Annotated in this window: 21 protein-coding genes; 5 read left to right on the top strand and 16 right to left on the bottom strand. The window is 68.1% G+C overall.

The window, feature by feature from the left end:
• The first annotated feature begins 139 nt into the window (after positions 1-139).
• Positions 140-1,561: an amino acid permease gene (locus tag AB3X08_RS00690; RefSeq protein ID WP_369935511.1), complete on the top strand. Its 1,422-nt coding sequence runs from the start codon at positions 140-142 to the stop codon at positions 1,559-1,561.
• Positions 1,562-1,744: 183 nt separating this feature from the next.
• On the opposite strand, the gene AB3X08_RS00685 is transcribed toward AB3X08_RS00690, so the two are convergent.
• From AB3X08_RS00685 to AB3X08_RS00620, 14 genes are all read right to left on the bottom strand, one after another.
• Complete coding sequence (locus tag AB3X08_RS00685; RefSeq protein WP_369935509.1) at positions 1,745-2,692, bottom strand: quinone oxidoreductase family protein; 948 nt, start codon at positions 2,690-2,692, stop codon at positions 1,745-1,747.
• Position 2,693: 1 nt separating this feature from the next.
• Positions 2,694-3,170 carry a hypothetical protein gene (locus AB3X08_RS00680; RefSeq protein WP_369935508.1) on the bottom strand — a complete coding sequence of 159 codons (477 nt, stop codon included), beginning with the start codon at positions 3,168-3,170 and terminating at the stop codon, positions 2,694-2,696.
• Positions 3,154-3,621 carry a MarR family winged helix-turn-helix transcriptional regulator gene (locus AB3X08_RS00675; RefSeq protein ID WP_369935506.1) on the bottom strand — a complete coding sequence of 156 codons (468 nt, stop codon included), beginning with the start codon at positions 3,619-3,621 and terminating at the stop codon, positions 3,154-3,156. Before AB3X08_RS00675 ends, AB3X08_RS00680 begins: the two co-directional genes overlap by 17 nt.
• A gap of 278 nt (positions 3,622-3,899) precedes the next feature.
• Positions 3,900-4,184, bottom strand: a complete 285-nt coding sequence (locus AB3X08_RS00670) for a type II toxin-antitoxin system RelE/ParE family toxin (protein WP_369935504.1) — start codon at positions 4,182-4,184, stop codon at positions 3,900-3,902.
• Positions 4,181-4,435: an antitoxin of toxin-antitoxin stability system gene (locus AB3X08_RS00665; protein WP_369938629.1), complete on the bottom strand. Its 255-nt coding sequence runs from the start codon at positions 4,433-4,435 to the stop codon at positions 4,181-4,183. The genes AB3X08_RS00670 and AB3X08_RS00665 overlap by 4 nt, the downstream gene beginning before the upstream one ends.
• 165 nt (positions 4,436-4,600) lie before the next feature.
• Complete coding sequence (locus AB3X08_RS00660) at positions 4,601-5,812, bottom strand: MFS transporter (protein ID WP_369935502.1); 1,212 nt, start codon at positions 5,810-5,812, stop codon at positions 4,601-4,603.
• A gap of 183 nt (positions 5,813-5,995) precedes the next feature.
• Entirely contained in the window at positions 5,996-6,400 is a 405-nt protein-coding gene (locus AB3X08_RS00655) for a DUF2628 domain-containing protein (protein ID WP_369935501.1), read from the bottom strand.
• A gap of 260 nt (positions 6,401-6,660) precedes the next feature.
• A complete protein-coding gene (locus tag AB3X08_RS00650; protein ID WP_369935500.1) occupies positions 6,661-7,812 on the bottom strand; it encodes a glycerate kinase in 1,152 nt (383 codons plus the stop codon).
• A 163-nt stretch (positions 7,813-7,975) separates the two neighbouring features.
• Complete coding sequence (locus tag AB3X08_RS00645) at positions 7,976-9,226, bottom strand: dipeptidase (protein ID WP_369935499.1); 1,251 nt, start codon at positions 9,224-9,226, stop codon at positions 7,976-7,978.
• A 145-nt stretch (positions 9,227-9,371) separates the two neighbouring features.
• Entirely contained in the window at positions 9,372-10,022 is a 651-nt protein-coding gene (locus AB3X08_RS00640; RefSeq protein WP_369935498.1) for a hypothetical protein, read from the bottom strand.
• A gap of 81 nt (positions 10,023-10,103) precedes the next feature.
• Positions 10,104-11,627, bottom strand: a complete 1,524-nt coding sequence (locus tag AB3X08_RS00635) for a tryptophan halogenase family protein (protein ID WP_369935496.1) — start codon at positions 11,625-11,627, stop codon at positions 10,104-10,106.
• Positions 11,628-11,693: 66 nt separating this feature from the next.
• Entirely contained in the window at positions 11,694-12,713 is a 1,020-nt protein-coding gene (locus AB3X08_RS00630) for a cupin-like domain-containing protein (protein ID WP_369935494.1), read from the bottom strand.
• A 5-nt stretch (positions 12,714-12,718) separates the two neighbouring features.
• Positions 12,719-13,480, bottom strand: a complete 762-nt coding sequence (locus AB3X08_RS00625; RefSeq protein WP_369935492.1) for a SapC family protein — start codon at positions 13,478-13,480, stop codon at positions 12,719-12,721.
• A 136-nt stretch (positions 13,481-13,616) separates the two neighbouring features.
• Complete coding sequence (locus AB3X08_RS00620) at positions 13,617-16,781, bottom strand: TonB-dependent receptor (RefSeq protein WP_369935491.1); 3,165 nt, start codon at positions 16,779-16,781, stop codon at positions 13,617-13,619.
• 684 nt (positions 16,782-17,465) lie between these two features.
• On the opposite strand from AB3X08_RS00620, the gene AB3X08_RS00615 reads away from it, so the two are divergent.
• Positions 17,466-17,600, top strand: coding sequence for a hypothetical protein (locus AB3X08_RS00615; RefSeq protein ID WP_369935489.1), 135 nt, complete (start codon positions 17,466-17,468; stop codon positions 17,598-17,600).
• Between the two features lie 151 nt (positions 17,601-17,751).
• Here AB3X08_RS00615 and AB3X08_RS00610 read toward each other — a convergent pair whose 3' ends face one another.
• The gene (locus AB3X08_RS00610; protein ID WP_369935488.1) at positions 17,752-18,933 is read right to left on the bottom strand and encodes a class I SAM-dependent rRNA methyltransferase; all 1,182 of its coding nucleotides are present in this window, start codon (positions 18,931-18,933) and stop codon (positions 17,752-17,754) included.
• A 255-nt stretch (positions 18,934-19,188) separates the two neighbouring features.
• Here AB3X08_RS00610 and AB3X08_RS00605 point away from each other — a divergent pair, with 255 nt between their 5' ends.
• The gene (locus tag AB3X08_RS00605) at positions 19,189-20,142 is read left to right on the top strand and encodes a TerC family protein (RefSeq protein ID WP_369935487.1); all 954 of its coding nucleotides are present in this window, start codon (positions 19,189-19,191) and stop codon (positions 20,140-20,142) included.
• A 96-nt stretch (positions 20,143-20,238) separates the two neighbouring features.
• The gene (locus tag AB3X08_RS00600; protein WP_369935485.1) at positions 20,239-21,024 is read left to right on the top strand and encodes a rhomboid family intramembrane serine protease; all 786 of its coding nucleotides are present in this window, start codon (positions 20,239-20,241) and stop codon (positions 21,022-21,024) included.
• 293 nt (positions 21,025-21,317) lie between these two features.
• Here the strand turns inward: AB3X08_RS00600 and AB3X08_RS00595 are convergent, their stop codons facing one another.
• Positions 21,318-22,220 carry an IS110 family transposase gene (locus AB3X08_RS00595; RefSeq protein WP_369935484.1) on the bottom strand — a complete coding sequence of 301 codons (903 nt, stop codon included), beginning with the start codon at positions 22,218-22,220 and terminating at the stop codon, positions 21,318-21,320.
• 672 nt (positions 22,221-22,892) lie between these two features.
• On the opposite strand from AB3X08_RS00595, the gene AB3X08_RS00590 reads away from it, so the two are divergent.
• A complete protein-coding gene (locus tag AB3X08_RS00590) occupies positions 22,893-23,747 on the top strand; it encodes an acid phosphatase (RefSeq protein ID WP_369935483.1) in 855 nt (284 codons plus the stop codon).
• The last annotated feature ends 318 nt before the right edge of the window (positions 23,748-24,065 follow it).

The raw sequence follows: 24,065 nt of genomic DNA, 5'->3' as shown, positions 1-24,065 counted from the left end.
GCCTAGTCCGGGCCTGCTGCCGCAGCCGGTTCGATCGCCCGGGCAGGCTGCCGCGATGACCGCACCGGGCCGCCCATAGCATTGCTGCACCGCATTCGGCGACACTCGCGGGCTTGTCCTATCGTTCCCCGAGGCCCGCATGTCGTTCCTGTTCCGGCGCAAGTCGCTCGATCTGGTCACCGTCCACGAAGCCGGGCGCCGGCTGGTGCCCACGCTGAGCTGGCCGCACCTGGTGGCGCTGGGCATCGGCGCGATCGTCGGCACCGGCATCTACACCCTGATCGGGGTCGGCGCGCACCTGGCCGGACCGGCGGTGCTGCTGTCGTTCGCGGTGGCCGGGGCGATCTGCGCCTGCGCCGCGCTGGCCTACGCGGAGATGGCGACGATGATGCCGGCCGCCGGCAGCGCCTACACCTACAGTTACATCGCGCTCGGCGAGAGCATCGCCTGGGTGGTCGGCTGGAGCCTGATCTTGGAGTACTCGCTGGTGGTCAGCACGGTGGCGGTCGGCTGGTCGGGCTATGCGGTCGGCTTCCTCAAGGGCGTGGGCGTGGACCTGCCGCTGTGGCTGACCGCCGGGCCGCACGCCGGCGGCGTGGTTAACCTGCCGGCGGTGCTGATCACCTTCGTCGTCGCCGGCATGCTGATGCTCGGCACCCAGGCCAGCGCGACGGTCAATGCGGTGCTGGTGGCGGTGAAGATCGTCGCCCTGACCGTGTTCGTGGCGATCGCGCTGCCGCATTTCGACAGCGCGCGGATGGAGCCGTTCATGCCGTTCGGCTTCGCCAAGTCGATGGGCGCCGACGGCGTCGAGCGCGGGGTGATGGCCGCCGCCGCGATCATCTTCTTCGCCTTCTACGGCTTCGACGCGATCTCCACCGCGGCCGAGGAAACCAAGAAGCCCGAGCGCGACCTGGCGATCGGCATCCTCGGCTCGATGGTCGGCTGCACCCTGATCTACGTGCTGGTGGCGCTGGCTGCGGTGGGCGCGATGAGCTACACGGTGTTCGGGCAGAGCGCCGAACCGCTGGCGCTGATCCTGCGCGAGCTCGGCCGGGGCAAGGCGGCGACGCTGATCGCCGCGGCCGCGGTGATCGCATTGCCGACGGTGCTGCTGGCGTTCCTGTACGGACAGAGCCGGATCTTCTTCGTGATGTCGCGCGACGGCCTGCTGCCGCGCGGCCTGTCCAAGGTCAGCGCGCGCACCGGCACGCCGGTGGCGACCACGCTGTTCACCGCGCTGCTGGTGGCGGCGCTGGCCGGCGTGGCGCGGCTGGACGAAATCGCCGCGCTGGCCAACGCTGGCACCCTGGCCGCGTTCATCGCGGTGGCCGCATGCCTGCTGGTGCTGCGCGTGCGCGAGCCCAACCGCGAGCGCAAGTTCCGCACGCCGCTGGCGTGGGTGGTCGCGCCGCTGGCAATCGGCGGCTGCCTGTACCTGTTCTGGAGCCTGCCGCACACCACGCAGAAATGGTTCGCGCTGTGGAACGGCATCGGCGTGGTCGCCTACCTGCTGTACGGGCAGCGCCACAGCCTGCTGCGCCGCGACCCTGCTGCGTAAGACGGCACGGCGTCGGCAAGGAATTGCATGTCGGCTCGGCGCAGTTGCCGTGCCATCGCGACCGATACCGTCCCCACGCCGGATTGTGTTCCTGGTTGCCCCTCGATGCGCGCTTGGACTAGAAGCGCGCCAGGCATCGTGCGCTGCTTTGGGCGGGCGAGGCGCGACCGTGCTTGCGATCAGTCAGGGACAGAACACGAGCCTGCCATTGTCAGCTTGGTCAAGCCAGGCGTCATGAATGGATGCGAGTGGGCGCCTCTGGACGGGCGTGTCAAATCCACCTGCCGGCGTTGCCGCCAGCAGCTCTCGTGCACCCTGCACAAGGTCGGTCATCGAGACGCTTCCGATGCCGCTACCCAGGATTTCGAGACCAGAACTACGGAAAGCATGCGCCGACAGTGGAATGGAATCACCTGCCATCGAGCCCAGCTGAACGAAGCGAAGGCGCGGCTCACCAGCGCGGGAGCCTCGGCCGGAAGTGGCAGCAGCGATGATGCGGGCGGCAGGTTCGCCCCACAGGTAGTCCAAGACCACATCCACGCCCCTGTCGAATGCTGATCGAAGAGCGTCGTCAGCGCTGCCATCCAAGGCAATCTTGGTCACCCCGGCAGGCAGAGCGTCCAACTTGGCAAGGTTGCGCCCGGTGGCAAAGATCTTTCGTGCCCCAAGGCTTACGGCGATCTGCACCGCCAAGCCACCTGCAGATCCGGTGGCACCATTGATCAGTACGGTTTCACCGGGCTGAAACCCTGCTCGAAGGTTCAGCGCGATCCATGAAGAGAGACCTGCGGTCACCACGGCGGCCGCCAACTCGCTCGATACCCCTTCTGGCACCGGAACCATCGACGTCGAAGCGACCAGAGCCTTCTCCGCCATGGATCCATAGGGTGGCTTGGGAAACAGGAAGTAGACCCGCTCACCGACTCCGTTGATGCCGACTCCGTCGATACCAGGCACAAATCCGGCTCTGGCGTTGCTAGCGTAGTGCTCGCCTGCAGCCAGCTTCTTGACGATCGGGCTGAGGGGAGCGGCCAGTACCTGGATTACCTCTTCACCTTGCGAGGGAACCGGATCGGGGAAGTCGCCAAGCACAGGGGCTGAACCAACCTCTTTGACGATAGCTGCGCGCATGTCATGTTCTCTTGGAAGGGTGAAGATGGGCCGTGGCCGCTGTACGGCGTTCGCGCAGTCGCAGGCCATCACGAATGTTCAATGCGATGAGGGTGATGTTGATCGCTCCAACCACAAGTTCGATGCCCTGGACGATGTAGAACCATGTGTCGAAGCGATCGGCCGTGGCTCTCAGGCTCAGGAAGATGGCCGAAGGTATGAGAATCGCAACGCCATTGAAGGCGATGAAGGGCATGCGCTGGCGCTTCTTCTGCAAGAGGGGAAGACTGCCTTTCCGTGCCATGGAAATGCCAGTGATGGCGGTGGTGGCCATGGACAAAGCCAGTCCAAATACTGCAAAGGCAACGACCTGCTTGACCAGCGCAACCGCTTCCAGCGACAAGAACAGCTCTGAGATCGCAGTCGCAGACCAAAAGCCTGCAAGAAGGACCGCCGTGGTTGCGGCTCCGATGGCGTGAAGCCTAGGCTTTAGCTTCATGGTGCACGCTCGGATCCGCATAGATACGTGTCATTTTGCGCAGCAGACTCTCTGCCACTGCCAGGTCTGAGCTACTGAAGGAGCTGGACACCCGCTGTGCATGGCTGTTCCATCGCTTTTCGATCGCTTCGTACTTGGCCCGCCCCACTTGAGTCAGGTAGTAGTGCGATGATCGCTTGTGCATCGGATTGGGCCTTGTCTCCAGCAGTCCTTCGCTAACAAGCACGTTTAGCTGCTTCTGCGCTCCCTGCCGGGTAACACCCATCGCCATTCCAACCTGCGGTGCGGTGAGCGGGTGATCCGATAGAGCCACTGCGCCCAGCATCTGCCACTTGGCACTTGTCAGACCATCGGCGGAAACGAAGTTGTCGCCCCAATCGGCGAGTACGCCGTTCAACTGGAAAATAGCCAGGACGATGTCCGTCAATTGTTCCGCCTTCTTGCTACCCATGCTTGAACTCCTCTATTGACAACATGTTTCCATGATGGAAATGTGTTGTCAATATGAAAGCACCTAGTGACGTTCGTTGTTCAGATATCAGGAGGCGCGACGGGGGAGAGCCAGGCAGGGCTATCCGGCGTGCGATGCAGTGAGGGTGAGGGAAGGCCATTAAGCGGGCTCTTGGAGGCCCCAACGCTGAGGAGCCACGCGGCAACACGCATTGCACGGCGCGAAGCGTCTCGCTGGGTTTGGGTACGAGGCTGCGCCCGCACCTCCCAATCCGTGGCTCAATTCGGTAAGGGTGGCCACAGGCGCGCAGTGTGGATCAACGCCAGTATCCACACCGTTTCGCCATCTATCTCGTAGACCAGGCAATAATGCTCGTGCGGGATCAGTTCGCGCGTGCCCGCGATCCTTCCCGCTCGACCGAGCATGGAATAACGCTCCAAGGTCAGCGCCGCCTCGCTGAATGATTCGTCCAACCTGATGGCCGCCGCCGGGTTATCCGCCGCAACATATTCCCAGATATCGACACGGTCCTGTTGCGCCTCGGGCGTCCAGACGACCCTCATCCGCTGCGCGTCACGCTGGCCCGCCGCGCGGCGAACTCGGCCTCGACCTCGTCGTTCGGTCGCCCCTGGCCGGCATGCATCGAGGCGCGACCGGCTTCCACTTTGCGCTGCAGGAACGCGTCGTACTCGCGCGCTTCGCGCTGACGCTGGACGAACTCACGCATCAATTCCCGCATCACCTGCGATGCCGGACGATGCACGGCCTCGGCCTCGGCGACGAATTCGTCGCGCAATTCGGACTCCAGCTTCATGGTGAACACGGCTTGTTTCGACATGGCCGATCTCCTGCCTGAGGTACTGAAAAAGTATATACCTCGTCATACCTAGCGCCGTTACATCGCGGGCAACGGGGAGGGGCAGATGGCCAAGACTGAAACATCGCCGTCGGTCGTCGGCGAGAGCCATTCCTGCAACGCTCAACGCGCCGGCACCGCCGCCCGCCGGAACTCGCTGAAATAGAACAGCAGCGCGGCCATGCCGAAACCGGCGCCGAGCAGCGACAGCCCGGGCCAGCCGGCATAGGCGAAGACCGCCGCGGCCAGCAACGACCCGGCGGCGCCGCACACGAATACCGAGGTCATGAACAGGCCGTTGAGGCGGCCGCGCTGTTCCGGCGCCAGCATGTAGATGCTGCGCAGGCTCAGCACCTGGCACACCTGCACCGCCGCATCCAGGACCAGCGCGGCGACCACCAGCCACAGCAGCGCATGCGCGTGCGCGGCCCAGGCGCCGATGCCGAACGACAGCGCCGCGGCGGCCAGCGCCCAGCCGGTGGCCGGGCGGGTCCAGCCGCGGTCGGCCATGCGTCCGGCCAGCGGCGCGACCAGCGCACCGGCGGCGCCGGCCAGCGCGAACAGCGCGATGTGCCGCTGGTCCATGCCGAAGGACTGCGCCAGCAACAGCGGCGAGCCGGTCCAGAACACGTTGAACGCGGCGAACATCATGCCCTGGTAGAACGCGCGCCGGCGCAGCAACGGCGTGTCGGCATACAGGCGCGGCAGCGAGGCCAGCACCGCGGCGTAGGACGCGCGCTGCGCGGGCCTGCGCTGCGGCAGGCGCCAGCGCAGCACCGCCATCAGCAACAGCATCATGCCGGCGGATAGGAAGAACACCGCGCGCCAGCCCAGGGTGGCGGCGACGAAGCTGGAGAACGGCCGCGCCAGCATGATCCCGGCCAGCAGCCCGCCCATCACCGTGCCGACCACGCGGCCGCGGCTGGCCTCCGGCGCCAGGTGCGAGGCGAACGGCACCAGGATCTGCGTGGCCACCGCGCACACACCGACCACGAACGAGCCGATCAGGAAGCCGGCCGCCGACTGCGACAGGCCGATGCCGAGCAGGCCCAGCACCACCCCGCCCAGCAGCAGGATTGCCAGGCGCCGGTTCTCGGCCACATCGGCCAGCGGCACCAGCAGCAGCAGACCGGCGCCGTAGCCGAGCTGGGTCAGCGCCACGATCAGCCCGGCCAGGCCCGCATGCAGGCGCAGTTCCGGCGCGATGATGCCGATCAGCGGCTGCGAGAAATAGATGTTGGCCACCGCCAGGCCGCACGCGGCGGCGAACAGCGCGATCAGACCGGAGGACAGGCCGGCGGGTGCCGCATCGGCCTGGGGAGCGTGTGGGGACATGGGGGAGCCTGGCAGCGAAGGCGCCACGGTAGGCGCCAAGGCCGGTGGACTCAAGCCGTCGCGCCACGACACAGCGTTGCGTCGTGGCGGGGACATGCGTCACTCCCGAGCGGATCGCCGCGGGAATGGATGACGGCGCTGATCGCGCCGCGCGGACTCAGCCGGCGCGGCGCGACCGGCGGATTACCACCAGCGCATGCCTTCGAAGGGGTTCCAGCTGGTGCTGCCCTTCCGCACTTCCAGGTAGTAGGCGTAGTTGGCGATCATGCCGACCAGCACCGAATACGCCACGCCCAGGCCGTTGACGAACATCTTCGGCAGGAAGAACGACAGCACGCCGATCAGCACCGAGATGCCGATTAGCACGATCGCCTTGCGCCACAGGCCGAGGATGAAGAAGTAGATCCAGCCGAAGAAGAACGCGAAGAAATTCATGTTGATCTTCAGGCGGTCGCCGAACGACGGCAGCGCCTTGAACGCCGGCTTGAAACCGGGCGAGGCCGGCCCGCCGTGGCGGTCGAAGAAGTCGAAGCGGAACTGCCACTTCGGGCTGAGCGGCGCGCGCTCGGGAAGATTCTGGGTACTCATGGAGAGGCAATTCCTTTTTGTAATCGTTTACATTGTAGCTGAATGGGGCGGCTGCGCACCATGCTTGACCGGGCTGGCACCAAACTGGTGCGCATGGTCTCGGCTGTGGGTTGTGTAGGAATCGGACTTCGCGGGTCGCTTTCGCGCCGTACCCTCACCCCAACCCCTCTCCCGGTGGGAGAGGGGCTTGCGGAACAGCTTGCTGACGCTGCAGACGCCCACATGCGCGCGTCGCTTGCGGGGGCGGCGCCGCGATCCGGTCAGCGGCCCAGGTCGCGTCCGATCCTGATCGCCTCGGCCACGTTCCTGGCTGCCAGCCGCAGGTTCGCCGCGGCCTCGGCCAGCGCCTGCTGCAGCGGGCAGGCGCGCTGCACCGCGCCGAACATCGCGTCGATGCCGTGCGCATGCGCGAGCTCGGCCCCGGTCCCCAGAGCGCCGGCGATCGCGACCACCGGCTTGCCGTGGCGCCTGGCGATGCGGGCCACGCCGAGCGGCGTCTTGCCGTGGACGCTCTGGCCGTCGAGGCGGCCCTCGCCGGTGATCACCAGGTCGGCAGCGGCCACCAGCGCGTCCAGCCCCAGCGCGTCGGCGACGATGTCCACGCCTGGCCGCAGCTGCGCGCCCAGAAACGCGACCAGCGCAGCGCCCAGACCGCCGCCGGCGCCGCCGCCCGGCACCCCGGCGACCGCGACCCCCAGGTCGGCTTCGATCACCGCGGCGTAGTGCTGCAGGTTGGCGTCGAGTTCGGCCACCAGCGCCGGCGTGGCGCCCTTCTGCGGACCGAACACCGCCGAGGCGCCCGCCGGCCCGGTCAGTGGAGTGTCGACATCGCAGGCGACCTCGATCGCGCACTGTCGCAAACGTAGGTCCAGGCCGCTGGCGTCGATGCGCGCCAGCCGCGCCAGCGCAGCGCCGCCCGCGCCGGGATCCAGCGCATGGCCCTGCGCGTCGAGCAGGCGCACGCCCAGCGCCTGCGCCATGCCGGCGCCGCCGTCGTTGCTGGCGCTGCCGCCGACACCGACGATGAGCGTGCGCGCGCCGGCATCCAGCGCCGCCAGGATCAGCTCGCCGACGCCGTAGCTGGTGGCGGCCAACGGGTCGCGCCGCGCCTGCGGCACCAGCGCCAGCCCGCTCGCCGCGGCCATTTCGACGATGGCGGTGCGGCCATCGCCGGTGATGCCGAAGAAGGCCTCGACCGGCACGCCCAGCGGCCCGGTCACCGTGCGGCCGACGATGCGCCCGCCGGTGGCCGCGACCAGCGCCGCGACCGTGCCCTCGCCGCCGTCGGCGAGCGGCACCTTGACGTAGGTCCACGCCGGAAATACCTGGCGAAACCCCGCCTCGATCTGCGTGGCCACCTCCAGCGCGGACAGGCTTTCCTTGAACGAATCGGGAGCGATGACGATCTTCATGGTCGCCCGATGCTAGCCGATGCGACGGTGCCGGTTCGGCACGTGCGGCGCCACGCATGCCGACACTGGGGCCGCGCTGGTCCTGGGCCATCGACGGGCGCCGGATCGCGCGCGCCGTTCTCAGGCGCGATCGCGCGAAACGGCCGCCGCGCCGGCGCCGGCCTCAGGACGCTCCGGCGCGCTTCTGCGCCGCCGCCCAGTCCTGCGCCTGCTGCATCACCCGCAGCACGTTGCCGCCCCAGATGGCGGCGATCTGCTGCTCGCTATAGCCCTTGCGCAGCAACCACGCGGTGATCTTGGGCAGGTCGGACACATCCTCCATGCCGACTACGCCGCCGCCGCCATCCCAGTCCATGCCGATGCCCACGTGCTCGGGACCGATCAGCGTCAACACATGCTCCAGATGCGCGAAGAAGTCGTCCAGCGTCGCCTGCCGCACCGGATACTTAGCGTCCAGCGCCTTCATCTCTTCGCCGAGCTTGAGCCCGTCGGCCAGTTGCAGATGCTCCCAGCCGCCGTATCGGGCGAGCAACGCCTGCTCGGCCGCCTTGCGCTCGGGGCTGGCGCCGTTGTCGATCAGATAACCGCCGTAGGAATTCATCTGGATCACCCCGCCATGCGCGGCCAGCACCTTCAGCCGCGCATCGTCGATGTTGCGCGGATGCGCGTGCACCGCGCGCGCGCCGCTGTGCGAGAGCAGGATCGGCACCGGCGACAGCGCGATCAACTGGTCGAACACCGCGTCGGAGGCATGCGACTGATCGATGACGATGCCCAGCTTCTGCGCCTGCTGCACCAGCGCCCGCCCGGCGGGACTCAGGCCCTGCCATTCCGGCCCCTTCGGATCGGTGGCCGAATCGGCGAACTCGTTGTTGAGGAAATGCGCCGTGCTCATCAGCCGCAGGCCTTGCGCATAGTAGAAGCGCAGCAGCGTGGGATCGGCGACCAGCGGGCTGGCGTTCTCCATGCTCAGGTAGACCACGCGCTTGCCGGCCGCCTTGATCCGCGCCGCATCGGCCGGCGTGGTGGCCATGCCGAACTGCTCCGGATGAGCCGCGAGCAACGCGTGGATCGCCATCAGGCGCTGCAGCCCCGCGTCGCGATCGTCCAGGTGCGCCTGCGCGCTGCGGTCGCCCTGGCCGGTGTAGATGGCCCAGAAGCCGCCGTCCAGCGCGCCGGCCACCATGCGCGGATAGTCCACCTGCGCCAGGCGATTGCCGGCATGCGCGGCCATCATGTCGAAATCGCCGCGCTCGAAATTGGCCGGCGTATCCAGATGCGAATCCAGCGTCAGCAGGCGCTGTTGCAGCGCGGTGGCGCGCGCCAATTCCGCTTTGGTGAACTCGACGGCGTGTGCCGGCAACGCCGCGGCCAGCGCCAGCGACAGGGAAAGAGCAAGGGCGTGCAGGTTCATGCGCAGGAATTCCCGGAAAGAGCGGCGGTTCGATGATAGCCATGCCACGCCTGCGGCGACCCGCCACGGCGGGTAGGTGCGCGCATCGGGGTGGCAACGCCCGCCGTCCGCTTCGCTCGGTCCCGGCCGTTGCGCCTGATGCCGCTCAGCCCGACGCCTGCGGCGTGCAGGCTTCGCCAGCGCACGCCCCCGCCGCCAGCAGCGCGTCGACCACCTCGCCCAGGGTCTGCGTCGCGGTCCCCTCCCAGAAGCAGGCCGGCATCGCGATCCCGAGCTGCTCCTGGATTTCGCCGATCGCGTCTTCGACGTCGTAGTCGATGTCCAGCACGCCGAAGCGCGGTCCGTCGCAGACGACGGCGAACGCGTCGTCGGGCAGAAAACAGGGGCCGGGCCAGCGCAGGCGGCGCGCCAGGATCGCGCCGGTCACGCGCGCCGCCTGCTGCCGCGCTCCGCCGCCCCACAGATCCAGCGACGCGGCGCTGCGCGCTTGCTGCTGGGCGCCGAGTCGCCCGAAGAACGACAGGTCCGGGCCGAGCCACCTGACGCCGATGAAGAATCGCGCGCGCCCGCCGGTCGGCGGATAGCCGGACGGGTAGCGCGACGGCGCTGCCGGATCCGGGCAGGCGTTTGTCGTTGGCGTGTGCACGGCAGCCTCCCGGGGATCGTCGCTGCGGAGAACAGTGCGTGGACAGGCGCTCGGGACGCTATGCCGGCCGCGCACGCCGAAGGGTAGCGCCCCGGTCGCGCGAACCAGTCCGCGGGCACGGCGCGAGTGCACCGCGGAAAGATCAGGCAACGCTTACGGGGCTACCGATCGGTCCCGCGCAGCCTGGCGCAAGCGCCGCGGCCTGCGCGCCGGTCTCCACACCATTGCGCGTCATGCCGATACCGACGCCGCAACCGGCGTCCGCCCTGCCCATACCTCCGGCCCGGCCTGGCAATAGCGCGCGATGAAATCCTGTTGCGACGGCATCTGCGCCACCGCGCGGTCGATGGGCTGGCGGATCGTGTCGAGCAACTGCTGCAGTTGCTGATCCGGCAGCGCGCGCGCCAGCAGGTGGTGCTGCGCCGGCACGATGCCCTGGCCGAGCAGCACGTGGATCCACGAATCCACCCGGAACAGTTCGTCGGCGCCCTGCCAGGCATGCGCGCGCTCGCGCCAGGCCTGTAGCCGCTGCTGCAGCGAATCGGGCAACGTCATCTCGCGGCAGGCCCGCCACATCGGTTCATCGCGCTGGTTGGCGTGGTAGTGCAGGATGATGAAATCGCGCACGTGCTCCATCTCGGCGCGGCTGACGGCGTTGTAGATCTCCGCCATCGACGGCGCGATGCCATCGGTCGGGAACAGGGTGATCAGCCGCATCACCGCGGCGATGGTCAGGTGGATGCTGGTGGATTCCAGCGGTTCGATGAAGCCGCTGGCCAGGCCCAACGACACCACGTTCTTGTTCCAGGCCTTGCACCGCCGGCCGGTGCGGAACGGCACCAGCCACGGGTCCTTGATCGGCGGCGCGGCGGCGTCGTGCAGCAGCTTGGCGCGCGCTTCGTCGTCGGACAGGTGCGCGCTGGAAAACACCAGCCCGCAGCCGACGCGGTGCTGCAACGGGATATGCCAGCGCCAGCCGGCGGCATGGGCGATCGCACGGGTGTACGGTACCGGCGCCGCCACCGCCTCGGTCTGCACCGCCACCGCGCGATCGCAGGGCAGCCACTGCTTCCAGTCTTCGTAGCCGGTGTGCAGGGTCTGCTCGATCAGCAGGCCGCGGAAACCGGTGCAGTCGATGAACAGGTCGCCTTCGATCAGCGTGCCGTCTTCCAGCAGCAGCGCCTCGACGAAGCCGCTCTCGGCGTGCTGCCGCACCTGCTGGATCTTGCCCTCCACGCGCTTGAGGCCGTGGCGCTCGGCGTGGCCGCGCAGCAGGCGCGCGTACAGCCCGGCGTCCAGGTGGTAGGCGTAGTTGACCGGCGGCGACTGCTGCGGCGCGAAGCGGTCCACGCGCGAGGCCACCGTTTCCAGGCAGTAGTCGCCCAGCTCGGAAACCATCCCGCGCCGCTGCGCCTCCAGCCAGAAATGGTGGAACGCGCAGACCAGGGTGCTTTGCCCGGTGATGCCGAACGGGTGGATGTAGCGCTCGCCGTGGCGTGGCCAGTTCTCGAAGGAGATGGAGAGCTTGAAGGTGCCGGCCACGGCACGCAGGAACTCCTGCTCGTCGATCTGAAGGAAGCGATGGAAGCTGCGGATCGGCGGCACCGTGGATTCGCCGACGCCGACCGTGCCGATCTGCTCGGATTCGATCAGGGTGATGTCCAGCAGGTCGCGGAACTGGTGCGCCAGCGCGCAACCGGCGATCCAGCCTGCCGTGCCGCCGCCTGCGATCACCACCTTGCGTATCTGGGCCATTGCGTCGTCTCTCCTGCGGTGATGGATGGGTGGCGCGCGGCGGCGCGCGGCCTTGAGGGTCCGTGCTCAGCGGTTGAGCTTGGCCAGCAGCATCGCGCGCAGCTGCCGCGCCTGGGTGTCGTCGATCGGCCCGAGCAGGTGCCGCGCCGGCGCCGGCAGATGCGCGCCGGCGCGCGCGGCCGGGCCGAACACGTAGTAGTCGAAGATCTCCCGCCACGCCGCCTTCTCCGCCTCGGGCCGGTCGCGAATCGCCCACAGCGCGTGATACAGCGCCTGCATCGGCGCCGGCAGATGGGCCGGCGCGCTGCTCCACCAGTAGTTGACCAGCACGTTGAACGGCTCCAGCCCTTCCACGTGATGCCACCACAGGCTGGGCAGGAACAGCGCGTCGCCCGGTTCCAGCACCGCGCTGCGGCCATGCGCCAGCGCCTCGCCGAAGCGCGGATAGCGGGCGAAGTCCGGCGCGGCGAAATCCACCACGCTGATCGCCTGTCCGCCCGGGGTCGGCTCCAGCGGGCCGGGATAGAGATTGCCGATCTGCTCCGGCGGGAACACGGTGAAACGGCGCCGGCCGACCGCGCAGCAGGCCAGGTTGTTCGGCGCATCGTAGTGGCAGGACGCGGTGGTGCGGTTGCCGATCCAGATGCTCGGCCGCACCTGCACGCCGTGCGCGGCGAAGTCCACATCGTTGCCGTCGCGGAAGCCCGGCAGGCTGTCGTCCACCGGCAGCGAGGCCAGGTAGTAGGCCGGCGGCCGCGGATCGTCCAGATGCGCGGCGATCGCCTCCAGCAGGCCGTGCAGGTCGCTGCGCCGCACGTCGAAGTTCAGCGCGGTGAAGTCGTCGTTGTAGAACGGCCGGCCGGCGATCTCCGGCGCGCCGTAGGAGTACTGCAGCGGGCGGCCGTTGCTGTGCCCGCGCAACAGGTCCATCGCCTCGCGCGTGCCGCGCAGGCCAGCCTGCACCAGTGTCCAGTCGCGCGCCACGCCACGCAGCACCACCGGTTCGCCGGCGGCGAGCAGGTCGGCCAGCGGCAAGGTGCCGCCCCGGCAATCGTTGCGCTCGGCAATCGCCGCCAACGCGTCCACCCCGTTCAGGCGGCCTGCCCGGAGGCGACCGCGTCCACGCCCACCTGCTGCAGGCGGCGCTGCTTCTCGGCCATCAGCCGGCGCATGTTGTGCAGCGACGCCAGCAGCAGATAGGCGCCTTCCAGATAGCCGGCGCGGTGCAGCCCATGCAGCGACGGCGCATCGAGCGCGGCCAGCCGTTCGCGGTCGATCCCGTACAGCCCGGCCAGATGCACGTTGTGCGCGTGCCCGAGCTGCACGTCGATGCGCAGCGGCTGGATCAGGCCCAGCGCATCGAAGGCGGCGAACATGGCCTCGCTGCCCTCCACGCCGTCGCGGATGCCGCGCAGCACGGTGATGATGTGCTCCAGGTAGGGGCTGTGCCCGCCCTGCGGCAGGAACACCCGCTCGCCTTCGCTGAAGCTGACCCGCGGGTGGTCCAGATCGACGTGGATCACCGGTTCGCGGCGCAGCACGCCGTCCTCGTGCTGCTCCTGGAATCCGATCAGGAACGGACCCTTGGCGACGATGCCGGGCAGGTACGCCGCATTCCAGTGCGCGCCCTGCAGGAACAGGTTTTCCTGCTGCTCGAAGCCCAGCAGCGCGACCGACTCGAAGCGTCCGCCCGGGTCCTTGCGCAACAGGATCGGATATTCGCGCTGCAACTCGGCGTATTCGGTCGGGAACGCCTGTACCACGCCGGCGGCGTCGCCGAACTCCGGGCCGAACCGCAGGATCACGCGCAGGTCCTGGTGGGCCACGTTGTTGAGCAATTCGTATCGGGCCATCTGGACTCCAGCGGATCGGTGGCGGAACTGGGTGGTTGCCACGCGACCATTGCAGCAAAGCGCCGCGGCCGCAAGACGCGCTGCGGCGCGGTGACCGCTGCCGCACGCGGCCATCGCCGCGCGCGGCCCGCCGGGCTCAGAAGTTGTAGCGCACGCCCAACGTGTAGCGCGGGCTCTGGTCCAGCACCTTGATCACCTGCTTCTTCGAGCGCCCGTGCCAGCGCACGTCCTCGCTGGTGATGTTGATCGCCTCGAAGCCGATCGACAGGTTGTCGGTGATCGCATAGCTCACGCTCAGGTCCAGCTGCTGGTACGGCTCGACGTAGTACGGGTTGCGGTTGGACCCGTCCTGGTTGGCCGCGATCAGGTACTCGTCGCGCCAGTTCCAGGCCAGGCGCGCGCTCCAGCCGTACTTCTCATACATCAGCATCGCGTTGGCGGTGTCGCTGAGGCCGAGCAGCGCGAACTGGTCGCGGTCCAGCACGGTGTTGTCGAAGCCGACGTCGCCCTTGACGATGGTGTAGTTGGCATAGATGCCGAACCCGGTGTCGCCGAAGAAGTACTGCCCGCCCAGCTCCCAGCCGTGGATCTTGGCCTTGTTCTGGTTGACCGGGCGCGACACATCGAATTCGTACAGCGGATCGTCCGCCTCGCCGACCAGGTCGTAGGCGTTCTCCAGCGCCAGGCTCTGCGCCGAACTGCCGTTGTACGCGCCCAGTCCGCCGGTGGCCGCGGCGTTGCGCAGCATCGCCACCGCCGAGAACAGCGAGGTGTCGTTGGCCGAGCAGGCCGCCGCCACGTCGTTGCCGGCGGCGGCGACCTGCGCGGCGCAGGCGCCGCTCTGCAGGAACGCCAGCGCCGCCTGCGCGTCCGGCCCGGAGGTGGGATCGCGCAGGCCGTAGAGGTTTTCGCGGGTGACGCTGGTGCCGATGAAGTTGGATACGCGCTTGTCCCAGAACGTCACCGACACGTAACTGGCATCGGCGAAGTACCACTCCAGCGCCAGGTCCAGGTTGTTGGATTCCAGCGGATCCAGACTCGGATTCTGGGCACTGCCGGATGCGCGCGTGGAGGGATTGATCAGGATCGAGCCGCTCGGCGTGCCCGGCGTCGGTCCGGCAAGCAGGTTGCTGTACGGCGCGCGCGCGATGCTCTGCCCGAACGAGGCGCGGGCCTTCAGTTCGTCGGTGAGGTTGATGCTGAAATCCAGGTTCGGCAGCACGTAGCTGTAGCTGTGCTTCTCGCTGAACGGCTGCACTTCGTCGGAACGCAGCAACTGGAAGTCGTTGTTGGCCTGCCACTCCAGCGCGGTCGGGGTCGCGACCTGCGAGGTGGAAACCACGTCGGTCTTCTCGTAGCGCACGCCGATGCGGGTGTTGGTGGTCATGCTGCCGAGCGTGCCATCGAATTCCAGCTGCATGTACGCGGCGCGGGTCTTTTCCTCGACCTGGTTGTCGGCGCTGAACAGCGGGTTGTAGCGCGTGGTCGCGCCGTAGGTGTCGCCGGCCCACTGCGCAAGCTGGTCGGCGTTGCCGCGCCAGGCATGCGGCGCCGCACCGGAGGCGTTGAAGTCGTTGAACATGCCGGTGATGCCGACCGGCTGCAGCAGCGCCTGCATGCCCGGCTCGTTGCCGGCATTGGCCACACCCCAGTCGCCCAGCGTCGAATAGGTGTCGCTGGTGCGCCGGTGCATGGTGGTCTTGGCGCTGTCCACGCCGAACTGGAAGCGCCCATTGTCGAAGTCGAACTGGCCGTCGACGCGCCCTTCCTTCACCTCCGTGACCTGGCTCTGGTAATAGATGCGCAGGACCTGCGAGCCGAGTTCGGCCGGGCTGAAGTCCTGGTTGAGCAGGCCGTTGGTCCCGGCGATGGAATCGGCCGCGGTCGGATACCAGGTGCGCGCGCCGATCGGCAGGCTGTTGTTGAAGAACAGTTCCTGCGCCCACTGGCCGCCGCACTGGGTGCCGCCGGTGCAGTTGTTGGTGCCGGCGAAGCTGAAGTAGGTGGCGCTGCCGCCGGTGAGCGGATCGTTGGGCAGGCTCTGGGTCTTGGAGTCGTGCGCATCGAAGGTCAGGCGCAGGCGATCGGTGGCCTGCCAGTCGGCATTGAAGCCGAGCGAGCCGAGCTTGTACTTCTGCATGTTGCGCTGCTGCTCCATGCCGAAGTCCTTGGCGCCGTTGGGCACGTCGCGCAGGTACACCGGCGTGGCCACCGCCTGCCCGGTGTCGAACACCAGGTCGGTGAAGCTGTTGGCGCGCTGCAGCCAGATGCCCTGCTCGCCGCGGTCCTCGCGGATCTCGTTGCTCGAATAGGTGTAGTCCAGGGTCAGGGTCAGGCTGTCGGTCGGCGCGAACTGCACCACCGCCTGGCCGTTGAGCCGCTCGCGTTCGAAATCGGCGAAGGCGTAGCGCAGGTCGTTGGGCATGCCGTACAGCTGGCCGATCGCCGGCGCGTTCTGCACGTTGGCGTCCGGGCGCAGCGCCGGATCGGTGCCGGTCCAGCGCTGGATGTTCCAGGCGTTCTCGGTCGCCTGCACCGAACCGCCGCGGCGCTTCTGGTAGCTGCCGCTCAGGCCGATGCCCCAGGTCTTGTCCGGGTTGGTGTAGCTGAAGATGCCGGACACTTCCGGCGTGACCTTGTTGTCGAACGGCTGCGAGTCGTCGTACGCGGCCTTGACGCCGCCGCTGGCCACCAGGCCTTTGTGATTGAACGGGCGGTCGGTGAGGATGTTGATGGTGGCGCCGATGCCGCCGCTGGGCGCGTTGGCGCGGCTGGTCTTGTACACCTCCAGGCCGGTGATCGCCTCGGAGGCCAGCTGCGCGAAGTTGAACGCGCGGGTGCCGCCGTCGACGCCGCCGATCGGTACCGCACCCGGCGCGCCGAACGCGTCGGCGCCGGGGATCACCCGGCCGTTGAGGGTGACCGCATTGAACTGCGGGCCGAAACCGCGCGCGGTGACCTGCGCGCCTTCGCCGTCGCGGCGCTCGATCGAGATGCCGGTGATGCGCTGCAGCGACTCGGCCAGGTTGGTGTCGGGAAACTTGCCGATGTCTTCGGCGCTGATCGCATCGACCACGCCGGCGTTGTCGCGCTTGATCCCCATCGACTGGTTGAGGCTGTTGCGGATGCCGGTGACGCTGACCGTGTCCAGGGTGGTGGCGTCGGCCGAGGACTGCTGGCTGGTCTGGGTCTGCGCCTGGGTCTGCGGCGCCTGCTGGGCGAACGCCGGATTGATCACCAGCACCCCGCCGACGAAGGTGAACATGGCCTTGGAGCGGAACTTCTTCAACTGCTGACGCATCAGAATGTCCTCGGTGCTGGAGTCGGACGGACATCGCCGTCCGCGGCGTACGACGCGGCCAATGCCGACGTCGAAGCGGTCCCTGGTACGTGACACGCATCGCTGCATGCCTGCATGTGATCCCCTACGTCTCGACGATGGATGGATCGCGCCTTCCCCCGAAGGGCGCCGGGCGCCATCGCATGCCCGTTTCCAACCCGGACGCCGGCCAAGCCGTCCGCTACAGCGAATGCCGATACTCAAACCAGAATCGAAATCGATGCGGCGCTGCCGCCGCGGCAAACGAGAGGCGACAACCGCAGCTCCCGGCGCAGGGCCGAGAGTGATAGCGCTATCACCCGACGGCGCAAACCTAATCCCGTGTGGCAACGTTTGTCACCGTGCGCCGCAACAAAGCTAAGTTGTGCGTACATCGGCTGGGATGCAGACCACGATGTAAGCGTTATCAGTGAAGAACGCTGCGCAACCGGCGTGGTGTCCGGCGGGCGATGGCGCGACGTGTCGCATGCATGCAGCGCAGCGACGATGTCCGACTCGGCGGCGCTGCACGACAGTGGCCACCGTGGCGCCCGGAGCGTCATGCAACGTCGTCGGCCGCGGCACCAGGCAGCGGCGATGTGCGTCCACATAGGCGTGGGTGGCGGGTGCGGAGCGACGCTTTAGTTCTGCGACCACGAGCAAGGAATGCCGCTGCAGCATCGTGGCAACGCGGTCCTGCCGAAGCGCACGGCCGTTCTGGGCAAGGAGGCGGCCGTGCTGGCGCGCGACAGCGCGCGCCTCAGCCCGGCAGTAGCGGCCGCGGCAGCAGCCGGTCCTTGAGCGCCGCATCATCCGGCGCGCAACGGATCACCGCCGGCGAAGGTCAACGCCACCTGTGCGCTGGCCCCATCTTCCAGCCGGCGATCGCGGCGAAGCGATCGTTGCCGCCAATCGGCGACAACGGCCGGTCGAACCCGAAAACTGCGCCCAGTCAGTTCAGTACGCGGCAGAACACCGCCTTCAGATAGCGCGATTCCTGCACGTGGGCCATGAACGGGTGGTCGGCGCCGGCGCCGGCCACCTTCAGGATCTGGATGGTGCGGCCGGAGAAATACGCGGCGCGGCGCAGCATGTCCAGGAACTCGTGCTCGGCGACCAGGCCGGTGCAGGAGAAGGTGGCGAACAGGCCGCCCGGGGCGACCACGCCCAGCGCCAGCTTGTTCATGTCCAGGTACTTCTTCAGCGCCGGGATCACCTGATCGCGGTCGCGTGTCATCTTGGCCGGGTCCAGGATCACCACGTCGTAGCGGTCGCCGCGCACCGCTGCATCGCGCAGGTAGGGGAAGATGTCGGCCTGCACGAACTTGAGCCGCACGTCGTTGAGCTTGGCGTTGCCCTTGGCGATCTCGATCACGTCCTCGTCGATGTCCACGCCGACCACCTCCTCGGCACCGCGCACCTTGGCGTAGACGGCGAAGCCGCCGGTGTTGCAGCACAGGTCGAGCACGCGCTTGCCTTCCACCTGCTGGCTCAGCCACTGGCGGTTCTCGCGCTGGTCGGCGAAGAAGCCGGTCTTGTGCGCGCCGGCCGGATCGGCGCGGAAACGCACGCCGTATTCGCTGATGATCGCTGGCTCCGGACGCTCGCCGCTGCTGGACACCGGGCGGTAGTCGAAGCTCTCCTGCTTCTGCACGTGCTCCTCGGCGAAGCTGTAGAAGCGCGCGCCGGGGAACTGGGCGCGCAGCGCGGCGTAGATCCACTCGCGGTAGCGGAACATGCCGGCACTGAAGAACTCCACCACCAGCAGATCGCCATAGCGGTCCACGACCAGCCCGGACAGGCCATCGCCTTCGGCATGCACCACGCGCCAGGCGTCGGACACCGCGTCCAGCTTGAGCACGTCACGGCGCAGCGACACCGCCTCGGCGATCTTGCGCGCGAACCAGGTTTCGTCGACCGCGATCTCGGGATCGGTCTCGAGGATGCGCACGGCGATGCGCGAATGGCCATTGTAGAAACCGCGGCCGATCCACTCCCCGTCCACCCCGACCACGTCGACGAGGCTGCCCGGCTTGGGCTTGGCGGCAGGTTTTTCGACCAGTTTCTGGAAGATCCATGGATGGCTGGAGCGCCAGGCGTTCTTGAGGCGGACTACGGGCAGGGGAGTATTCATGAACGCCATTGTATCCGCCCCGATTGACGCCACCGCCGCCAGCCGCAAGAATGGGCGCAGAAGGGGAGTAGCTCCCAACGTTGTCGCCGTCAATTCGAGCCAGCAGGCTCCGGTGCAACGGCAGCCAGAGCATCGGCTGCGAGCGAGACCTTCGCCGCAGTGGCGAAGGCATTCCCTGGAACGAACCCCATCGTTTCCGTCCAGGACCCTCGCCGCCGCGGCCCGAGGTTCAACCTTCACTGACGGGAATTCCCCATGCAAACGATAGGCAACGTGTGGTTGTGGAGCGGTTTCGCGATCGTGGTGATCGCGGCGCTGCTGGCGGATCTGGTGCTGATGCGCCACGGCGGTCCGCACAAGGTCACCTTCAAGGAAGCGCTGTGGTGGAGCGTGGGCTGGATCGCCCTGGCGCTGGCGTTCAACGCCGGGCTGTGGTGGTACCTGCGCGAGACCATCGACGTGGCCACCGGCAATCAGTACGGGCTGGAGTTCCTGACCGGCTACCTGGTGGAGAAGTCGCTGGCGGTCGACAACATCTTCGTGTTCCTGATGATCATGAGCTACTTCGCGGTGCCGGAGGAGCAGCGCCAGCGCGTGCTGGTGATCGGCGTGCTCGGCGCGATCGTGCTGCGCGCGGTCATGATCTTCGCCGGCTCGGTGCTGCTGACCAAGTTCCACTGGCTGCTGTACGTGTTCGGCGCGTTCCTGCTGCTGACCGGCATCAAGATGTGGTTCTCGGCGGGCAAGGAGCCGGACCTGGAGGCCAATCCGGTGCTGCGCTTCATGCGCAAGCACCTGCGCCTGACCCCGCAGTACCACGGCAACGCGCTGAGCGTGACCCGGGAAGGCAAGCGCTGGTTCACCCCGCTGTTCGCGGTGCTGATGCTGATCGCCATCACCGACGTGATCTTCGCGGTGGACAGCATCCCGGCGATCTTCGCGATCACCACCGATCCGTTCCTGGTGCTGACCTCCAACGTGTTCGCGGTGCTGGGCCTGCGCGCGATGTTCTTCCTGCTGGCGGGCATGGCCGACCGCTTCCACCTGCTGCCGTACGGGCTGGCGATCGTGCTGGTGTTCATCGGCACCAAGATGCTGATCATCGACCTGTACAAGATCCCGGTGCTGGTCTCGCTGCTGGCGGTGGCGGTGGTGATCGGCGCGACGGTGGTGCTGAGCCTGCTGCGCCCGGCCAAGCCGGCGCACTGAGGCGCGCCGCGGCCGCGGGATTGTCCCGCGGCCGCGGCCAGTCCCTCCCACCGGCGGCGCCTTGCCTTGGGCGATGGGCGCCGCCATCCAGGAAGCATGGACACTTCTCCGCTCTCCCCGTCCCCGCCTGCCGACGATGCGCAGGCGCAGGACCGCTTCGACCGGGCACGGATCCTGCGCGCCTTCAACGCCAGCCTCGCCCTGGTCGCCGTGCTGGTGGCGGTGTTCGCCAGCCAGGGCCTGTTCGACTGGCGACCGTGGTCGGTGGGGCCGCAGCAGGCCAGCGGCCTGCTCGGGCTGCTGACCGCGCCCTTGCTGCACGGGTCGCTGGAACACCTGGCCGCCAACGCCGGCGCGCTGTTGATCCTGGGCACCCTGGCTGGCAGCGTGTACCCGCGCGCCACCCTGGCCGCGCTTCCACTGATGTGGCTGGGCTCGGGCCTGGGCGCGTGGCTGCTCGGCGAACCCGGCAGCCACCATCTGGGCGCCAGCGGCGTCACCCACGGCCTGCTGTTTCTGGTGTTCGTGCTGGGACTGCTGCGCCGCGACCGCGCCGCGATCGCCGCCAGCATGATCGCGTTCCTGTTCTACGGCGGCATGCTGGTGACGGTGCTGCCGCACGAGGCCGGCGTGTCCTGGCAGTCGCACCTGGGCGGCGCGCTGGGCGGCGCGGTCGCGGCCCTGCTGCTGCGCCACCGCGACCCGCTGCCGCCGCGCAAGCGCTACAGCTGGGAAGACGAAGACGAGGAAACGCTGGCGCCGCTGGACCAGGAACTGGAGCCACCGCCGCCCGCGCAGGTGCCGGTGCTGTGGCAGCCGGCGCCGCCGACGCGCGGCGTGGTGCTGCGCTTCCCGCCGCGGCAGGAGCGCGACGAAGGCTGAAGCTTCTGCCGCGGGCGTAGTGGCTCCGCGCTGCGGCACACGACACACGACACACGACAGCAGCGTTCCACCTGCCGCGCTTCGTCGTGGGAAGCGCATTGCTGGGGCATGCGCTCAAGTGTTGGCGGTTGGCGGGTGGCGTGGGTATTTTGGGAGCGACTTCGGGGCACCTCTAATAACTCCATTCCTGAAGCTGCACGCTGCGCGTGGCGATGGCGTGTTCCTTTTTTCTGTCGCGGCTGAAGCCGCTCCTACAAGAGCACGGCGCGCATGTTGTAGGAGCAACTGTCTTCTCACCCGGTTGCCTCTTGCCATGGTGTGCGATCACGCGCCATGGCGTTGAGGCGGATCAGCAGCACGCGCATGCACGCGGTGATGGCCACCTTGGCGGGCTTGCCGCGTGCCCGTAGCTGGTGATAGCGCTCCTTGAAGGAGGCTTGGGTGCGCACGACGCTCCAACAGGCCATGTAGAGCACCCGTCGGATCGGGGCCCGCCCGCCGCGGATGCGGCGTTTGCCACGGTGCTTGCCGCTGTCCACGTTGTAGGGCGCCACGCCGACCAGAGCCGCGATCTGGCGGCGGTCCAGGGTGCCCAACTCGGGCAGGTAGGCGATCAGGCTGGCCGTGGTGACCTCGCCGATGCCAGGGACCGCGCTCAGCGAGCGCGCCAGTGCATCGTCGAGCTGGTGCTGCACCTGCTTGATCGCCTGGTTCATCCGCTGGAGACGGCGACGCAAGTCGCCGATCTGTTGGATCAGACACTCACGCACCACGGCCAGGGTCGCCTGATGCAACCGACGGCGCTCGTCGTCGCGCTGCTGGACCAGTTGTTCGCGGCGCTGGACCAGCATGCGCAGTTGCTCGCGCAAGGGATCAGGAGGCGGCGCGGGCGCTTGCACCAGCTGGGCCATGCGCGCGAGCAAGGCCGCATCCAGCGGATCGGTCTTGGCAATGGTGCCCAAGGCCGTGGCAAACGCGCGCGCGCGGCGCGGATTGATCCGGGTCACCGGGAGGCCTGCCGTGGCCAGGGCGTTCATGACCGCTCGTTCGTAGCCGCCGGTGGCCTCCAGCAGCACGTTGCCGACGCACTGCCCGGCAAGCTGGTCACACAGGCGCTGGTGGCCCTGGGCGGTATTGGGAAAGGACAGCAACTGGTTCAGGGGAAGCACGTGAACGGCCAAGGTGTCCTTGGCCACATCCAGACCAATCCAAAGAGACATAAGCGTTAGGTAGACTGAGGGGCAGGAGAGAGCTGCCTCGTGGCTGCCCACGCTTGTGAAGTTCGAGCGAGCGCTCGTTCAACTGTTCGGGCTAGGCAACGAGGTCGATGTGCGGCCGCCCTGGCTCCTACACGTGCTCGAACACTGCGGCCTGTCGGCGTGCCGCACATCGCTCTCCACTCAAACTGTAGACCAACTTCCAGACACAAGCGGCTTCAGCCGCGACAGGAGGACGAAATGGCCGTGATGCCAAGGCGTCCATGAAAAACGCGGCCGCAACGCCACCGGCTACGCCAATGCGTCTTTGCCACTCCATGGCATCTGTAACGCATCGATGCCGGAACCTGCAGGCTGGGCGTGTCGGCGTCTCGCAAGTGCATCGACATGCTTTTGGGGGTTATTGGAGGAACCCTTCCGTCGCGACGCATTGCCGGTAAGGCCCGTCGCGACTGAAGTTGCTCCCACAGGTTCGCCGCGTGCTCGGCATGATTCCTGCCGTCCCGGCCCAGCGATGCCGCACACGTACGCTGGACACAGCGACCAGGCTGCGGGCAGTCCGCTCCAGACCCGCGACTGCGCCAAGGCGACCTGCCGCGCCGCGGCAGCGGCCGTACACTGGCCGATCCCTCGTCGCCCGACCGAGATTGCATGCCCTCAATCCCTGGCTTCCCTTTCCGTTCTGCCGCCCTCGCCCTGCTGGCGCTCGCGCTCGCCGCGTGCAGCACCTCACCCGCCCGTGCGCCGACAGCGGCGCAGGCGATGGCCGAAGCCGAGCCGGGCAAGGCGATCGGCTACCTCGCGCCTGCCGCGGTTCCGGCCAGCCTGCAGCTGCTGCCGGCTCCGCCGGCCGAGGACTCGCCCGGGCAGGCGCTGGACCAGGCAGTGAACCACGAGGCGCTGGCACTGCGCGGCAGTGCGCGCTGGCACCAGGCCGCGCGCGACGCCGATCTCAGCTTCCCGTCCGGCGCCGGCCAGTTCGCCTGCGCGCTGGGCGTGGCCATCGACGCGCAGCGCACACCGCACCTGTACACCTTGCTGGAACGCAGCCGCATCGACGCCAGCGCCGCGACCAAGGCGGCCAAGAACCACTACCGGCGGCCGCGGCCGTTCATGCTCAACCAGCAGCCGGTCTGCACCCCGGACGACGAGGACGGGCTGCGCCACAGCGGCTCCTATCCCTCCGGCCACAGCGCCATCGGCTGGGCTTGGGCGCTGATCCTCAGCGAGATCGCGCCCGATCGCGCCGACGCCCTGATCGCCCGCGGCCGCAACTACGGCGAAAGCCGGCTGGTATGCAACGTGCACTGGCAGAGCGACGTGCTGGCCGGGCGCTTCATGGGCGCGGCCACGGTGGCCCGGCTGCATGCCGACCCGGCATTCCAGGCCGACCTGGCCGCGGCGCACGAAGAGATCGTCCGCGCGCAGGCGCAGGGCGCCAAGCCGGGCGAGGACTGCGCGGCGCAGACGCAGACGCTGCAAGTACGGCCGGCTAGCGCGCTGTAGGGCGTTGCCGTTGCGCGTGCCTGGCGTCCGGTCGCGGCTGAAGCCGCTCCTACAGAAGCCGCATCGCGCGCTCTTGTAGGAGCGGCTTCAGCCGCGACACTTCGTCCCCGGCACACGTGCCACTGAGACATCGCTCCTGCCGCGACATCCGCACTGGCCATCGTCCGGTGCCTTGAGCGGGAGCGAAACCTCCACGGCAGCGACCTGCGCAGCGCAGTACCACCGAGCAGCCGCAGCCATGATCCAGAGCCCGACGCGTCGAACAAACCCATGCGACCCGCTGGACAGAAAAAAAAGAGCCCGGCTAAGCCGGGCTCT

The sequence above is a fragment of the Xanthomonas sp. DAR 34887 genome (assembly GCF_041245805.1).
GTDB classification, from domain to species: domain Bacteria; phylum Pseudomonadota; class Gammaproteobacteria; order Xanthomonadales; family Xanthomonadaceae; genus Xanthomonas_A; species Xanthomonas_A tesorieronis.
The sequence above is the reverse complement of the archived record's forward strand: the minus strand, read 5'-3'. Positions and strand labels throughout refer to the sequence as shown.

What these genes read in the sequence shown, in the direction of transcription:
- AB3X08_RS00690 (WP_369935511.1), top strand. Translation starts at nt 140, where the DNA reads ATGTCGTTCCTGTTCCGGCGCAAGTCGCTCGATCTGGTCACCGTCCAC.
- AB3X08_RS00685 (WP_369935509.1), bottom strand. Translation starts at nt 2,692, where the DNA reads ATGCGCGCAGCTATCGTCAAAGAGGTTGGTTCAGCCCCTGTGCTTGGC.
- AB3X08_RS00680 (WP_369935508.1), bottom strand. Translation starts at nt 3,170, where the DNA reads ATGAAGCTAAAGCCTAGGCTTCACGCCATCGGAGCCGCAACCACGGCG.
- AB3X08_RS00675 (WP_369935506.1), bottom strand. Translation starts at nt 3,621, where the DNA reads ATGGGTAGCAAGAAGGCGGAACAATTGACGGACATCGTCCTGGCTATT.
- AB3X08_RS00670 (WP_369935504.1), bottom strand. Translation starts at nt 4,184, where the DNA reads ATGAGGGTCGTCTGGACGCCCGAGGCGCAACAGGACCGTGTCGATATC.
- AB3X08_RS00665 (WP_369938629.1), bottom strand. Translation starts at nt 4,435, where the DNA reads ATGAAGCTGGAGTCCGAATTGCGCGACGAATTCGTCGCCGAGGCCGAG.
- AB3X08_RS00660 (WP_369935502.1), bottom strand. Translation starts at nt 5,812, where the DNA reads ATGTCCCCACACGCTCCCCAGGCCGATGCGGCACCCGCCGGCCTGTCC.
- AB3X08_RS00655 (WP_369935501.1), bottom strand. Translation starts at nt 6,400, where the DNA reads ATGAGTACCCAGAATCTTCCCGAGCGCGCGCCGCTCAGCCCGAAGTGG.
- AB3X08_RS00650 (WP_369935500.1), bottom strand. Translation starts at nt 7,812, where the DNA reads ATGAAGATCGTCATCGCTCCCGATTCGTTCAAGGAAAGCCTGTCCGCG.
- AB3X08_RS00645 (WP_369935499.1), bottom strand. Translation starts at nt 9,226, where the DNA reads ATGAACCTGCACGCCCTTGCTCTTTCCCTGTCGCTGGCGCTGGCCGCG.
- AB3X08_RS00635 (WP_369935496.1), bottom strand. Translation starts at nt 11,627, where the DNA reads ATGGCCCAGATACGCAAGGTGGTGATCGCAGGCGGCGGCACGGCAGGC.
- AB3X08_RS00625 (WP_369935492.1), bottom strand. Translation starts at nt 13,480, where the DNA reads ATGGCCCGATACGAATTGCTCAACAACGTGGCCCACCAGGACCTGCGC.
- AB3X08_RS00620 (WP_369935491.1), bottom strand. Translation starts at nt 16,781, where the DNA reads ATGCGTCAGCAGTTGAAGAAGTTCCGCTCCAAGGCCATGTTCACCTTC.
- AB3X08_RS00615 (WP_369935489.1), top strand. Translation starts at nt 17,466, where the DNA reads ATGCCGCTGCAGCATCGTGGCAACGCGGTCCTGCCGAAGCGCACGGCC.
- AB3X08_RS00610 (WP_369935488.1), bottom strand. Translation starts at nt 18,933, where the DNA reads ATGAATACTCCCCTGCCCGTAGTCCGCCTCAAGAACGCCTGGCGCTCC.
- AB3X08_RS00605 (WP_369935487.1), top strand. Translation starts at nt 19,189, where the DNA reads ATGCAAACGATAGGCAACGTGTGGTTGTGGAGCGGTTTCGCGATCGTG.
- AB3X08_RS00600 (WP_369935485.1), top strand. Translation starts at nt 20,239, where the DNA reads ATGGACACTTCTCCGCTCTCCCCGTCCCCGCCTGCCGACGATGCGCAG.
- AB3X08_RS00590 (WP_369935483.1), top strand. Translation starts at nt 22,893, where the DNA reads ATGCCCTCAATCCCTGGCTTCCCTTTCCGTTCTGCCGCCCTCGCCCTG.